Origin of the sequence: Bradyrhizobium sp., from assembly GCF_049581145.1 — a bacterium.
Taxonomy (GTDB): domain Bacteria; phylum Pseudomonadota; class Alphaproteobacteria; order Rhizobiales; family Xanthobacteraceae; genus Bradyrhizobium.
The window spans coordinates 1-14040 of the sequence record NZ_JBAURI010000449.1; the positions used below are offsets into that span (position 1 = coordinate 1).

The following is a 14040-nucleotide window of genomic DNA, read 5'->3' on the forward strand; positions in this document are numbered from 1 at the left end:
GTGTAAAGCTCCGGCACGTCGACCGGATTGTCGAAGATCAGGTCGACCGACGGCCGCGTCAGCAGCGGCTTCAGCGCGCCGCGCAGGCCGCCGAACAGGTCGCTGACGGCGAACGCCACGGTCTTGATGTCGATCTTTCCGGCCTCGACCTTGGCAAGATCAAGCATGTCGTTGACGAGCTCGAGCAACCCCTCCGCCGAGCGGCGGATATAGCTGACCTGCCGCTCCTGCTCGACGGTCAATTGGCCATCGATGCGGTCGAGCAGCAGCCGCGACAGCGCCAGCACCGAATTCAACGGGGTCCGGAATTCATGGCTCATGTGGGACAGAAACCGGGTCTTCAATTCGCTCGCCTTGCGCAACTGCTCGGCGCGCTCGTCGAGCTCGGCATAGAGCGCGACCACGCCGCGATTGGTGTCGCCGAGCTCCTGGTTGAGCGCGGTGCTTTCCTCGGTGCGGCGGCGGATCTCGTCCAGGCTCTGCATCAATTCGCGATTCTGCTCGCGCAGCGCCGCCAGCGGATCGGCAGAGCTTTCCTTCTTCAAGGTGTCGCCGATCTCGGCAAGCTTGGCGCGCGTCACCGGCCCGGGGCGCAGCGGAAGGTCCTGGCCGACCTCGACCGTGGTCCCCTTGCCCACCACGCTATCGATCTTGAAATGGTTCATCAGCCGGCGGGCGCCGGTCAGGCCGAGCCCCATGCCACTGGTCGAGCGATAGCGGCCGTCCAGGATTTCCTGCAGCTCGGCAATGCCGTTGCCCCGGTCCGAGATGCGGACCTTGAAGATCTGCGGTACCGCGCTGTTGTCGATGATGAACTCGGCCCGGCCCCCGCCGGCATAGCCGAACGCGTTGCGCGCCAGTTCGGACACGGCGGTCGCGATCCGGGTCTGGTCCTGCCGCTCGAAACCCAACAGTTCGGCAAGCCGCCGCGCCCGCTGCCGCACCGCGACGACGTCCCCTTCGTTTTCGATCGGCACCGTGACGATCGGCCACGGTTTGGCGCCTGTCATGCGATCACTCACGTAATCACCACATCATTACCATTTGGCGACCAGCACGCTGACATCGTCGCGTCCGCGCGCCAGATCCCGATAGAGCACCGCGGCAATCAATGTCGGATGCCGCGCCGTAATGTTCGGATATCGCTCGAGCGTCCAGCTCGACAGCAGGCCATCCGAATGCAGGATGACCAGGCCGGATTTGAAGGGATAATCGAACGACTGGATTTTTCGCGCAACATGTCCGGCGGTGCCGGGCATCGACACCATGCGGCGCATCTCGCCGCCCGCGATGATGACACCGGCGACATTGCCGATGCCAGCAAAAACGACCTTGCCGGCGGCGCTGTCCAGCCGGGCGATCGAGACCGCGGCGCCCCGCGTGGCGCGGAGCCCGCCATGGACATAGTCAAGCAGGGTCGGCACCTGATGGCCCTGAAAACGATGAAACAGCCGCACCGCCTCGACGGACGCCTCCGCGGCCTGCGGCCCGTGCCCAAGCCCGTCAGCCACCAGCAGCGTCGGGCCGCTTGGCGGATAGGCGACACTCCAGGAATCGCCGCAGACCTCCTCGCCGCGCATCGGCACCGCGATCGCGCCGACCCTCGCGAATGGCCGATCCTGCCGGCCGGACTGTCCGCCGGCCTCGAGCCGGACCAGAATGGCGGTACCAAGGCCGGGCCAGGAGGCGATATCGGTGAGCTGCGATTGCCGGATGACGGCCCCGAGCCCCTTCCCCGCTGTGCCGGCGCTCGAATAGCCGTCCTCGAGGCAGGCCTCGACATTCACCATGCCTGGTCCTTTATCCAGCGCAATCAATTCGATACCGCTCGTGCCATGCTCCTCGAAGGCGCCGATCAGGAGTTCGCCGCCACGCCCATGCTTCAGCAGATTGGTCGACAGCTCGGTCGCCACCAGCGCCACGCGCCCGCTCTCCGCAGCTGCAAATCCGTGCCGCTCCGCCACGGCCACCGCCCTGCGCCGCGCCTCCGCCACCTGAGTTTGATCCTGGACGGGCACGGCAATCATGGTTCACTTCCAACGCGCGATGACGACTTTGGTGCCTCCGCCCGGCTTAGAAGCGATCGAAAATTCGTTCGACAGGCGTTTCGCGCCGCCGAGCCCCAAGCCCATCCCCTTGCCGGTGGTAAAGCCGTCCTTCAGCGCCGCCTCGACATCGGCGATGCCGGGACCCTTGTCCTCGAAGGTCAGCCGCACGCCGCGGCGACCCATCTGCTCGATCAGCTCGACCATGACGCTGCCACCGCCGCCATAATCCAGCGTGTTGCGGGCGAGCTCGCTGGCCGCAGTAATGATCTTGGTCTGATCGACCAGGCTCAACCCCGCTTCCGTCGCCAGGGTGCGGGTCAACTGCCGCGCGCGGACCACATCATCCGAGGAACGAATATCGAGGCGTTCACTCCTCGCCATCGTCGTCCGCGTCCTCCGTCTGCACGAGGCGCGCCTTGATCAGCTCCATGCCACGCTCGACATTGAGGGCCGTCTTGACGCCTGTCAGGGACAGGCCGAGCTCCACGAGCGTGATCGCCACAGCCGGACGCATGCCGACGACCACGGTGTCGGCATCGAGGATGCGCGACACGGCCGCGATGTTGTCGAGCATGCGGCCGATGAAGCTGTCGACGATCTCGAGCGCCGAAATATCGATCAGGACGCCCTTGGCGCCGTATGCCACGATCTTGCTGGTGAGATCTTCCTCGAGCGCGGTGGCCAGCCGGTCGTGCATGTCCACCTGGATGGTCACCAGCAGCGCGCTGCCGAATTTCAGGATCGGAATGCGGTCCATGTCAGCTGTCCTGGGCGCCGGCGCCCCTGGGCGACCCGGCGCCAGGCTTTCTGACCTTGGCGACCGTGCGGCCGGTGCGCTGCAGCGCGACCTGGAAGGCGTCCGCCAGCGTCGCCTTGGAGACCACGTTGAGCTCGACGCCGAGATGCACCATGGTCTGCGCGATCTGCGGCCGGATGCCGCTGATCAGGCAGTCGGCGCCCATCAGCCGCGCCGCCGCCACCGTCTTGAGCAGGTGCTGCGCGGTCAGCGTATCGACAGTCGGCACGCCCGTGATGTCGATGATGGCGATCTCGGCCTCGCTCTCGACGATGGTCTGCAGCAGATTTTCCATCACCACCTGGGTGCGCTGGCTGTCGATGGTCCCGATCAAAGGCAGCGCCAGGATGCCGTCCCACAGCTTGACCACCGGCGTCGACAGTTCGGCGATCTCGCGCTGCTGCAGACGGATCACCTCCTCGCGGCTCCTGTGGTAGACTTCCAGCGTGTAGAGCCCGAGTTCGTCGATGATGAGCGTCACCGTCCAGGTCAGGTCGACGATTTGCTTTGGCGAAAGCGAAGAATCGCCGCTCAGGATGTTGAACAGCGGCTGTTTCAGCGAGAATACGAAGGTTGCCGTCTCGCTCGGGGAAAAGCCCTGCATGGCACGCGACCGCGACAGCTCTTCCAGCAGGGTCTTGACCGGCCCATAGGCCGGGGAATTGACCCCGCTTATGGCCTGGGCCGCCGTTCCCTGCGCCAGCGCCTCGCGCAGCACGCGCAGGAAATTTTCCGATTGCGCCTTCAACTCGGCCTCGCTGATGCGCCCAGTGTCGAGCACGCCGGTTTTCTTTTGCAAGGACAGCCATTCGGACAAGATCGCCGCTTCGTTGGCCCCGACCAGCGCAGCGACCGTTCCAGTTTCGTTCGTAGCCATCCAAAACTCCAAACAAGAGGCAAATTGCTGTCTAGCCGGTGTTTTTACGGGTGGCAATTGCGCTTCGGCCGGCACCGCGAATTGTCGCGGAGCACGGTAAACCGGGTGATGATGACGGGCGAAGCCAGGAATGGTTCCATGGCGTTGTCGCGCCGGCGGCTAAAAAGGCTGCGAAGAAAGCGCATGGTTCGTCGAGGATGGGCGGCGACGCGTCCGCCATGTTCGAAGAGCGAAGGCGCAAAATAAGGAGAGGAATCATTCGCGATGGCACCCCAGGCATTTGCACTCAGGATTCCCGACGCGGCGGTCGCCGATCTGAAAACCCGCCTCGGCCTCACCCGTTTCCCGGACGCCGCCCCCGGCGAGCCCTGGGCGTACGGCGCCAGCGTCGACTACATGCGTGAGCTGGTCGCCTACTGGAGAGACCGTTTCGATTGGCGCGCCCAGGAAGCCGCCTTGAATGAATTCCCGCAGTTCAAGGTGGCCTTGCACGACATCGACCTGCATTTTCTGCACGTTCCAGGTCAGGGCCCGAACCCGTATCCGCTCCTGCTGATGCACGGCTGGCCGGGCTCGGTGTTTGAGATGCTGGACATCGTTCCGAGGCTAACCGACCCCGGCCGGTTTGGCGGCGATCCGAAGGACGCCTTTACCGTGGTCGCGCCCTCGCTGCCCGGATACGGCTTGTCCTTCGAGCCCGGACAGAAGCGGTTCATTCTTCAGGACATCGCGGCCTGCCTGCACGATCTGATGACCGACATTCTCGGATATCCGATATTCGCAGCCCAGGGCGGCGACTGGGGTGCCGGGATCGCGTCGCTGATTGGACAGAAATATCCATCGTCGGTCTGCGGCATTCACCTTAATCTGCTCTTTGCGCCACGCGAGAAGGGCACGACGAACACGACAGGCGAAGCCCGATACAATGCGCAGATCGCGCACTGGCTCAAGGAGGAAACCGGATATCAGCAAATCCAGGGCACCAAGCCGCAGACACTCGCCTTCGCGCTCACCGACTCGCCCGCAGGTCTTGCCGCGTGGATCGTGGAAAAGTTTCGAACATGGTCCGACAATGACGGCGTGCCGGAAAGCGCCATCGGACGTGATCGTTTGCTGGCCAATATCGCATTGTACTGGTTCACCGCAGCGATCGGCTCATCGTTCTGGCCGTATTATGGCCGGTTGCATGCCGGCCTGCCGATCTCGCCGGAGCATCCGGTCGGGGTGCCGACCGGCTATGCCGCATTTCCAAAGGAGATCATCGTGCCGCCCCGCTCGATCGCGGAAAAGACCTACACCAACATTCAACGCTGGACCGAGATGAAGGCGGGCGGCCATTTCGCCGCCATGGAACAGCCGGCCGCGCTCGCCGCCGACATTCAGGAATTCTTCCGACCGCTTCGCCAACCTTGAGACGGCTATGGCGAGGCAGCGGCGCGGCTTCGAAACTCCGTGATGGCAACGGAACAAAGGTCCGATCGCCCTTTTATCTCGCGGGGGCTCCGGGGGTTCGTGGTGTCTCATGCCCGCACTGTTTGCCTATATAGTCGCGCTCGTGGTCCTGATCGGCGCCGGTTACGAGGGCCTGCAATGGCTCGCCGAACCGCAACCCGTCGTCAACCATGAGCGGGTTGCACGCGAAAATGCTTATGCCAAGAGCAAGGTCGCGGCCGAGAGGGCCGAGGCTGATCCCGATCCGGACAGCCGGGACGCAGAACCACGTCCTGGCGTTGTGCCGCCGGAACCGACCGGACAGGCCGCAGCGGAGACGCGCGGCGATGCCGGCGCGAGCAGGACTGCGGAGGAAACCCCCGCGAAAGCGCCCGGAGACGTTCCCCGCGGCGGCTGCATGCCGATCGGCATCACCGAGCGAGGCAAGCTTGTGTTTCCGATGGCGTGTCAGCCCATCCTCTCGCAGAACCGCGACAACGGGACCACGCCTGGGCCGGCTACGGCTCAGTCTGCGCCTGCGTCCACGCCGGCGGCAAAACAGGCTCAAACGGCGGCCGCTCCCGCGCTCACTCCAACGCCCAAACCGAACGATCCGCCTGCGACCGCGTCCGCCGGTGCAAATGCAGATGCCAGGGCCGAGACCGGCTTCACCACTTCCGATGCCGCGCGGTCGGGCAAGGAGCATGCGGACCATGGCGGCGTCAACCTTGACGCCAGCAACAAGAGGAAGCGAATTGCGGAGCGAGAGCCAGCGGAGCAAGAGCCCAAAGCGGAGCAGGAGCACAAGTCATCGCATCCGAAAGGCGTGATGATGATCTTGCGAACGATCGAATTTCCCGACGGTCATCGTGAGCAGCGTCTCCTGTCCATGAACCAGTGGCGCAGGTCTGTCTATCAGGACGAGCGATGGTAGCAGCCGACGAAGACTTCTCGGCTCTCCACGCAGCTTGGAATTGCGCCAATCACGGCCATGATACGTCCTGAGCCGTGGCCGTCGGTATGAGAAGATGCCGCTAGATCGCGCCCCGGCCCTGCGCTAGTCTTCGAGACAGCCGGTAAAATAACCGGCCTGAAGCAGGGAGAACGACGTGAGATCCAGGGGAATGGGCGGGCTCGCCATCGCGGTCGGCGCGATCGTGCTGCTGTGCGCGGCACCGGTCATGGCGCAGGACACGATCACGGTCTGGTGGGGCAAGGGTTTCTACAAGTCCGAGGACGACGCGCTGCTCGATGTCGTCAAGAAGTTCGAGGCCAAGACCGGCATCAAGGTCGAGCTGTCGCAATACGCCATCCAGGACATGATCCCCAAAACGGTGGCGGCGCTCGATGCCGGCACCGTTCCCGATGTCGCCTATTCCGACACTTACGACGTGCAGGCGGCCGGCAAATGGGCGTACGAAGGCAAGCTCGAGGATCTCTCGGACATCCTGGTCCCGATCAAATCGAAGTTCGCGCCGAACACGCTGGAGACCGCCTACCTCTATAACGGCCAGACCAAGAAGAAGGCCTATTACGGCTTTCCGCTGAAGCAGCAGAGCATGCACGTCCAGATCTGGGGCGACCTCTTGCAGAAGGCGGGCTTCAAGGCAGCGGATATCCCGACCAAATGGGAGGACTACTGGTCGTTCTGGTGCGACAAGGTGCAGCCCGCGATTCGCAAGGCGACCGGCCAGCGCATCTACGGCATCGGCCAGCCGATGGGCGTGGAGTCCACCGACTCGTTCCAGTCGTTCTACACCTTCATGGACGCCTACAACGTCAAGCTGGTCGACGACGACGGCAAGCTCCTGGTCGACGATCCCAAGGTGCGCGACGGACTGATCCACGCGCTGAAGGATTATACCGATACATATCTCAGGGGCTGCACGCCGCCGTCCTCGACCACCTGGAAGGACCCCGACAACAACGTCGCCTTCCACAACAAGACGATCGTGATGACCCATAACTTCACCATCTCGATCGCGGCGAAATGGTTCGAGGATTCCACCAACCCGGCGCTGACTCCGGAACAGCGCGCCGCCGGCAAGAAGGCCTATGAGGAGGACATCATCACCGCCTCCTTTCCCAACAAGCCGGACGGCACACCGATCAGATACCGCTCCGACGTCAAGACCGGCGTGATCTTCACGGCAGCCAAGCACAAGGAAGAGGCCAAGCAGTTCATCTCGTTCCTGCTGCAGGAGGACAATCTCGGCCCCTATGTCGAGGGCGCGCTCGGCCGCTGGTTCCCGGCGGAGATCGCCGGCCAGAACAGCCCCTTCTGGCAGGCCGACCGCCATCGCAGGGCGGTCTACAACCAGTTCATGGGCGGTACGCAGCCCTTCGACTTCACCAAGAACTACAAGTTCACGATTCTCAACAACGAGAATGTCTGGGCCAAGGCGATGAACCGCGTGGTCAGCGAGAAGGTCCCGGTCGACAAGGCCGTCGACGAGTTGATCGCGCGGATCAAGGAAGTCGCGGGGTGACCTTGTAGGGGGTAGCGAAGATGGCGATCACGCTGACAGTCTCCGATCTGCCCGCAGCGCCGCTGTCGGCGCGGCTGTCGCCGCCGCAGGTCTGGGGCATCGTGCTGCTGGTGCCGTATCTGCTCGTATTCCTGGCCTTCGTGGTCTATCCCGTCGGCTACGGACTGTGGCTCGCGCGCGCGCCGTCGAATTATGTCGCGCTCTATCATGATCCGATCTTCGCGCGCGCCGCCATCAACACGCTGATCTTCCTGGTGATCGGCATCAACATCAAAATGCTGATCGCGCTGTTCCTGTCCGGCTTCTTCGTCGAGCAGCGCGCCTGGATCAAATGGCTGTCGGTGCTGTTCATCCTGCCCTGGGCGGTGCCGTCGATCCCGACCATCCTGTCGGTGCGCTTCATGCTCAATCCGGAATGGGGCGTGATCAACCAATTGATCTTCAAGCTCACCGGCGATGACGGACCGAACTGGCTGAACGATCCCACGATCGCGCTCTCGATGGCGATCGGCGTGCACATCTGGAAATCGCTGCCGTTCTGGACCTTGATCCTGATCACCGGACGGCTCGCCATCGCACAGGATCTGTTCGAGGCGGCCGATGTCGACGGCGCCAGCTGGTGGCAGAAATTCCGCTTCATCACCTGGCCCTCGATGCAGACCCTCTATGTCACCTGTACGCTGCTGTCGATGATCTGGACGCTCGGCGACTTCAACAGCGTCTATCTGTTGACCGGTGGCGGACCGGCCGATCTCACCCACGTGCTGGCGACGCTCGGCATCCGCTATCTCCGGCTCGACCAGCTCAATCTGGCGATGGCCTCGATCGTCTGCGCGATACCGCTGGTGCTGCCGCTGATGTACTTCATGATGAAACGGTTGTCGCGATGAGGCTCCCTTCCCTCCGCGAGGTCGGCACCGAAGCGCGGCTGCTGCTGATCGGCATCCCCGTCTTCATCTGGACCATGGTGCCGATCTACCACATGTTCGTGTTCGCGATCTCGCCGAAGCAAGATGCGTTCTCCGGAAAACTGTGGCCGGATCATCCGACCCTGCACAATTTCGAGATCGTGTTTCGCCAGCAGCACTATTTCCTCAGGGATTTCTGGGTACAGTTCGGCAATTCGGCACTGATCGCGGCCGCCGTCGGCGCGCTGACGCTGTTGATCGCGACCGCGGCGGCGTTCTCGATCTCGCGGTTACGGGCGCCCGGCGGTCGCGTCGTGATGAACCTCGCGCTGTTCACCTATTTCATCCCGGCGGCGTTCCTGGCCGTGCCGATGTACCGCACCATGGCGACCTATGGACTGCTCGACAATCGCTGGTCGCTGGTGCTGGCGATGGTGACGATCGCCTCGCCCTATGCGATCTGGGTGTTGAAGCAGGCCTCCGACCGGCTGCCGGTCGAGCTCGACGAGGCGGCGGTGATGGACGGCGCCACCACGCTGCAGCTGTTTCGCCTGGTCTATATTCCCCTGATGATGCCGTCGCTGGTCGCGATCGGCACCTATGCCGTGCTGCTGGCCTGGAACGAATATCTCTACGCCTTCCTGCTGCTCTCGAACGATCAGGACATCACTCTGCCGGTCGCGCTCGGCAATTTCCTCGCCGCCGATGATTCGCCGTGGGAGCTTCTGATGACAACGGGCTTCATCTACGCCCTGCCGCCGGCCGCGATCTACTACGTCTTCAGGCGCTACATGGTCGGTGGGCTGACCGCAGGGGCGGTGAAGTCTTGATGATCCAAGAACCGTCATTCCGGGGCGATGTGAAGCATTGAACCCGGAATCTGGAGATTCCGGACCCGGTGCTGGCGCACCATCCCGTAATGACGGTCCTACAAGGGCGCCGCACTCTCGCCGCGCGCGCCCGACAGTTTCGAGGCGGCGGACGCTACGATGATCACGATCGCGATCAGGCCGATCACCAAGGTGCAGATGGCGTTGATCTCGGGCTTCACGCCGAGCCGAACCTCGGAATAGATCCGGATCGGCAAGGTGGAGGAGCCCGGACCGGTGGTGAAACTCGCGATCACGAGATCGTCGAGCGACAGCGTGAACGCCAGCATCCAGCCGGCGGCGACCGCCGGGATGATCAGCGGCAGCGTCACCGCGGCAAAGGCGCGCAACGGATCGCAGCCGAGATCCATCGCGGCTTCTTCCAGGCTGCGGTCGAGCGCGGCAAGCCGCGACTGCACCACCACGGCGACGAAGCACATGGTCAGCGTGGTGTGCGCGATGGTCACGGTCCAGAAGCCGCGCTCGGCGTTCAGGGCGACGAACAGCAGCAACAGCGACAGCCCGGTGATCACTTCGGGCATCACCAGCGGCGCGTAGAGCATTCCGGAAAACAGCATGCGGCCGCGAAACCTTTCGCCGCGGGACAGCGCGACCGCGGCGAGCGTGCCGAGCAGGGTTGCGATCGTCGCCGACGTCGCCCCGACCCTGAGACTCATCCAGGCCGCGTCGATCATGGCGCTGTCGCCGAAGAACTCGGCGTACCAGCGCAGCGACCAGCCGCCCCACACCGTGACCAGCCGCGAGGCGTTGAACGAATAGATCACCAGGATCACGATCGGCAGGTACAGAAACGCAAAGCCGAGCGCCAGCGAGGCGATGTTGAAGCGGGACAGGCTTGTCAGCCTGCACCTCATCTTGCCGGTGGGCTTGGCCGCCATCACCGCGCCTCCAACTGCCGGCGCTGCAGCCGGTCGTACAGCAGCAGCGGCGCGAGCAGCAGCACCAGCAATACGACGGCGCTGGCGGACGCCACCGGCCAGTCCCTGTTGGTGAAAAACTCCAGCCACAGCGTCTGGCCGATCATCAGCGAATTGGAGCCGGCGAGCAGATCGGGAATTACGAACTCGCCGACGATCGGAATGAAGCAGAGCAGCACGCCGGCGCCGACGCCAGGCAGCGACAGCGGAAAGGTCACCAGCCAGAACACCTCGAGCGGCGAGGCGCCGAGATCGCCCGCGGCCTCCTCCAGCGCCCGGTCCATCCTGGCGAGCGTGGCATAGAGCGGCAGGATCATGAACGGCAGGTAGGAGTAGACGATGCCGAGATACATCGCGCTGTCGGTCGAGAGCCAGACCACGGGCGACAAGACCAGGTGCAGCGCCAGCAGGATCTGATTGAGCAGGCCATCGTGCTGCAGGATGTTGATCCAGGCATAGATGCGGATCAGGAACGAGGTCCAGAACGGCACGATGACGAGCAGCATCGCTATCGCCTGCCAGCGTCGCGGCAATCGGGCCATGCCATAGGCGATGGGATAGCCTATGCCGAGCAGAATCGCGGTCGAGATCACAGCGACGATCAGGCTGCGCAGGTAGGACAGGACATAGAGGTCGTCGGACACCAACAGCCTGAAATTATCGACCGAAAGCGCCGCGAAGGCCGCAGTCAGCGCCGCCCAGCCGGCGGTCAGGTCGAACACCGGTGTATAGGGCGGCTGCGCGATCGCCGTCTGTGACAGGCTGATCTTGAGCACGAAACCGAATGGCACAAGGAAGAACAGCACCATCCAGACATAGGGCGCGATCGCCGCAAGCCGCCCCGGCCGCGCAAAGATGCGGCGCCCGCTCATTGCTCCAGCACCATGCAGTCGTCGGGGGTGAACCAGGCGACCACGCGCTGGCTGAGGCCGTAGGCATCGACATCCAGCCGCGCGGTATTGGCCATCGACGCGCGCAACACTGGGCCAGAATCGAGCTTCACCTTGAAAGTGGTGATGCCGCCGAGATAACTCACATCGGCAATGACCCCTTCGAGCCGGTTCAGCGAATGCGCGTCCGATGCGTCGGCGGCGGGACCGCGCCGCGACAGCTTGACCTTCTCGGGGCGGATCGCGACCGCGACCGTTGTCTTGGTGAGGGGATCGCGCGGCTCGGCAATGGCGATGGTTCCCGCCTCGCGCGTCGCAACCAGGATGCGGCCATGCTCGCGCGATTGCACCTGGCCGTCGAACAGGTTGACGTCGCCGATGAACTCGGCGATCCAGCGCGAGCGCGGCGACTCGTAGAGCTGGCGCGGGGTCCCGACCTGGTCGAGCCGCCCGGCATCCATCACGCCGATCCGGCTTGCCATCGTCATCGCCTCCTCCTGGTCATGGGTGACGATAATGAAGGTCGTGCCGAGCCGCCGCTGCAGCTCCATCAACTCCTGCTGAGTGCTCTCGCGCAGCTTCTTGTCGAGCGCCGCCAACGGCTCGTCGAGCAGCAGAAGCTGGGGGCGACGGGCCAGCGCGCGCGCCAGCGCCACGCGCTGCCTCTGGCCCCCCGAGAGCTGATCGGGCTTGCGCTTCTCCAGCCCCTCGAGCTTGACCAGGGCAACCATCTCGGCCACGCGGCTGTCGATGTCGGCGCGCGCCATGCGAGCGCGCTTCAGGCCGAAGGCGATGTTGGCGCGCACCGAGAGATGCGGAAACAGCGCATAGTTCTGGAACATCATGTTGACCGGCCGCTGATGCGGCAGCACAGGCGCGATATCCTGGCCAGACAGCAGGATGCGGCCCTCGTCGGGGCTCTCGAAGCCGGCCAGCATCCGCAGCAGCGTGGTCTTGCCGCAACCGCTCGGGCCGAGCAGGGCGAAGAACTCGCCGGCGCGGATCTCGAGTGAGAGCTTGTCCACGGCGCGAAAGCTGCCGAAGCTCTTCACCACCGCCTCGATGCGCAACAATGGCATGTCTGCCAAAACGGGCAACGGCGCGGACTTGACCGGCTGGGCAAATGTCGGTTCGGATTTTATCGGCTCCGCAGCCGCCTCGATGCTCGCTTCGTCCTCTGCCATCTTCCCGCCGGCCCAATGGTCGGGGCAAGCTAGCGGCGGATCGGCCCGGGCTCAACTGTCGCAGTGCCGGTTTCCCCGCTCCCTTTTGTCGGCGGGGCGTCAGGTCCTCCTGCCATGAACGCCGCCAACGCGTCGCGATCCGCGGGCGCCAGGGTCAGGCCCAGCTTGGAGCGGCGCCACAGAATGTCGTCTGGAAAACGCGCCAATTCCTTCGTCATGAGGTAGCGTACCTCAGCGCCGGTCAAACAGGCGCCGAAGGCCGGTCCGAGATCGGCGCGGCTTTTGGCCTCGCCGAGCACATCGGCAAGGCGTGAGCCGTAAGCCCCGACCAGGCGCTGCGCTTCTGCCTCAGCGAGAAAGCGCCAGCGCTGGCGCGCGGCCTCGACTTCCGCCTCGAACTGCTCCCAGGCAAAATCGCCGCCGGGCAGCGGCGCCGTGGCGGTCCAGCGCGGCGACATCGGGTAGTGCGGCGTCAAGCGGGAGACTGCCCGTTCCGCGCGCAATCGCGCGGTCGTCAGATCGCCGCCGAACATCGTGATCAATGGCGCCCTGCGGCGGCGATCGTCGAACATCATCAAGCCATCCCGTCCGCCGCCGCGCAGCGGAGCCAGATTGGCGCCGGTGATGGTCCTGACCACGTCGACAGGCTCGACCGGCTCGCGAAAATACCGGTTGGCCGCGTCGCAGAGATAGGCGACATCGCCGGCGCTCATGGCGACCGCGGCGGGGTCGCCCTTGAAGGCGTGCGTGACGGTGCCGATCAGGGTGAAATCGCGCTCATAGGGGCTGGCAAAGATCAGCCGCTGGTCGCTGTTCTGGAACACATAGACGTTGTCGGTCTCGAACAATCGCCGGACCACGATCTGGCTCATCTGGAGCGCGGCGAGTTTCGGCGACGGCAGGCGCAGCACGGTTTCCGCGACCATGGTGGTCCAGGCGCCCGTCGTATTGGCAAGCGCCCTTGCCGTGATCACGCGGCGACGGCCGCGATCGATCGCCGCCAGCCGCCAGATCCTGTCCCTGTCGGCGCGGACGCAGCGCGCCCAGGTCCGAATCTCGGCGCCGCGCTCGGCGGCATCGACCGCGCAGAGCACCACCAGGCGGGAATCATCCACCACGCAATCGGAATATTCGAAGGCGGTGCCAAACGGCCGCTTCAGCGCATTGCCGAGCGGATGGTGGGTGACGTCGACGGTCGCCGAGACCGGCAGGCGGCTGCGCGAGCCGAGGCGGTCGTAGAGCCACAGCCCCGCGCGCAAGAGCCACGGCGGACGTTCATCCGCATGCGATGGAATCGCAAAGCGCATCGGGCGCACCAGATGGGGCGCGCAGCGAAGCCAGATCTCGCGCTCGGCGAGTTGCGCGCGCACACGAAGGAACGCGCGTCGCTCAAGCACCGCGAGGTCGCCATGAATCAGCCGCGGCGTCGCCTGTGAAGCGGCGCAGGCAAGATCGCCCTGCTCCAGCAGGATGACACGCAACCCGCGCCCGGCGGCATCACGCGCCACGCTGACGCCATTCAATCCGCCACCGATGACCGCAAGATCGTAATCCGCCATACGCAACGCCAGTGAACAGAATCAACGTCCGTCATCACTAGCCTGTCTTGC

General features: G+C 64.4%; 14 protein-coding genes. 5 read left to right on the forward strand and 9 right to left on the reverse strand.

The window, feature by feature from the left end; all coding sequences use genetic code 11:
- The 5 genes from WCB02_RS14495 to WCB02_RS14515 form a co-directional block, all read right to left on the reverse strand.
- On the reverse strand, positions 1-1010 hold a 1010-nt coding region (locus tag WCB02_RS14495; RefSeq protein ID WP_423958908.1), incomplete at its 3' end, for a histidine kinase dimerization/phospho-acceptor domain-containing protein.
- 27 nt (positions 1011-1037) lie between these two features.
- Positions 1038-2027: an ATP-binding protein gene (locus tag WCB02_RS14500; RefSeq protein ID WP_423958909.1), complete on the reverse strand. Its 990-nt coding sequence runs from the start codon at positions 2025-2027 to the stop codon at positions 1038-1040.
- Positions 2028-2030: 3 nt separating this feature from the next.
- Positions 2031-2429: an anti-sigma regulatory factor gene (locus WCB02_RS14505; protein ID WP_423958910.1), complete on the reverse strand. Its 399-nt coding sequence runs from the start codon at positions 2427-2429 to the stop codon at positions 2031-2033.
- A complete protein-coding gene (locus WCB02_RS14510) occupies positions 2416-2805 on the reverse strand; it encodes an STAS domain-containing protein (RefSeq protein WP_423958911.1) in 390 nt (129 codons plus the stop codon). The genes WCB02_RS14505 and WCB02_RS14510 overlap by 14 nt, the downstream gene beginning before the upstream one ends.
- A gap of 1 nt (position 2806) precedes the next feature.
- A complete protein-coding gene (locus tag WCB02_RS14515) occupies positions 2807-3721 on the reverse strand; it encodes an STAS domain-containing protein (protein WP_423958912.1) in 915 nt (304 codons plus the stop codon).
- Between the two features lie 264 nt (positions 3722-3985).
- Between WCB02_RS14515 and WCB02_RS14520 the strand changes: the two genes are divergently transcribed.
- The 5 genes from WCB02_RS14520 to WCB02_RS14540 all read left to right on the forward strand — a co-directional run bounded on the left by WCB02_RS14520 (position 3986) and on the right by WCB02_RS14540 (position 9379).
- Positions 3986-5134 carry an epoxide hydrolase family protein gene (locus WCB02_RS14520; RefSeq protein WP_423958913.1) on the forward strand — a complete coding sequence of 383 codons (1149 nt, stop codon included), beginning with the start codon at positions 3986-3988 and terminating at the stop codon, positions 5132-5134.
- A 109-nt stretch (positions 5135-5243) separates the two neighbouring features.
- Positions 5244-6086 (forward strand): hypothetical protein, encoded by an 843-nt coding sequence (locus WCB02_RS14525; RefSeq protein ID WP_423958914.1) that lies wholly within the window; start codon positions 5244-5246, stop codon positions 6084-6086.
- Positions 6087-6276: 190 nt separating this feature from the next.
- A complete protein-coding gene (locus WCB02_RS14530; protein WP_423958921.1) occupies positions 6277-7641 on the forward strand; it encodes an ABC transporter substrate-binding protein in 1365 nt (454 codons plus the stop codon).
- A 20-nt stretch (positions 7642-7661) separates the two neighbouring features.
- On the forward strand, positions 7662-8531 hold the full coding sequence (locus WCB02_RS14535) for a carbohydrate ABC transporter permease (protein ID WP_423958915.1): 870 nt from the start codon (positions 7662-7664) through the stop codon (positions 8529-8531).
- Positions 8528-9379 carry a carbohydrate ABC transporter permease gene (locus WCB02_RS14540; RefSeq protein WP_423958916.1) on the forward strand — a complete coding sequence of 284 codons (852 nt, stop codon included), beginning with the start codon at positions 8528-8530 and terminating at the stop codon, positions 9377-9379. The genes WCB02_RS14535 and WCB02_RS14540 overlap by 4 nt, the downstream gene beginning before the upstream one ends.
- Positions 9380-9477: 98 nt before the next feature.
- On the opposite strand, the gene WCB02_RS14545 is transcribed toward WCB02_RS14540, so the two are convergent.
- The 4 genes from WCB02_RS14545 to WCB02_RS14560 all read right to left on the reverse strand — a co-directional run bounded on the left by WCB02_RS14545 (position 9478) and on the right by WCB02_RS14560 (position 13989).
- Entirely contained in the window at positions 9478-10317 is an 840-nt protein-coding gene (locus WCB02_RS14545) for an ABC transporter permease (protein ID WP_423958917.1), read from the reverse strand.
- A complete protein-coding gene (locus tag WCB02_RS14550) occupies positions 10317-11228 on the reverse strand; it encodes an ABC transporter permease (protein ID WP_423958918.1) in 912 nt (303 codons plus the stop codon). The genes WCB02_RS14545 and WCB02_RS14550 overlap by 1 nt, the downstream gene beginning before the upstream one ends.
- Positions 11225-12325, reverse strand: coding sequence for an ABC transporter ATP-binding protein (locus tag WCB02_RS14555; protein WP_423958919.1), 1101 nt, complete (start codon positions 12323-12325; stop codon positions 11225-11227). The genes WCB02_RS14550 and WCB02_RS14555 overlap by 4 nt, the downstream gene beginning before the upstream one ends.
- Before the next feature lie 134 nt (positions 12326-12459).
- Positions 12460-13989, reverse strand: a complete 1530-nt coding sequence (locus WCB02_RS14560) for a glycerol-3-phosphate dehydrogenase (protein ID WP_423958920.1) — start codon at positions 13987-13989, stop codon at positions 12460-12462.
- Between the last annotated feature and the right edge of the window lie 51 nt (positions 13990-14040).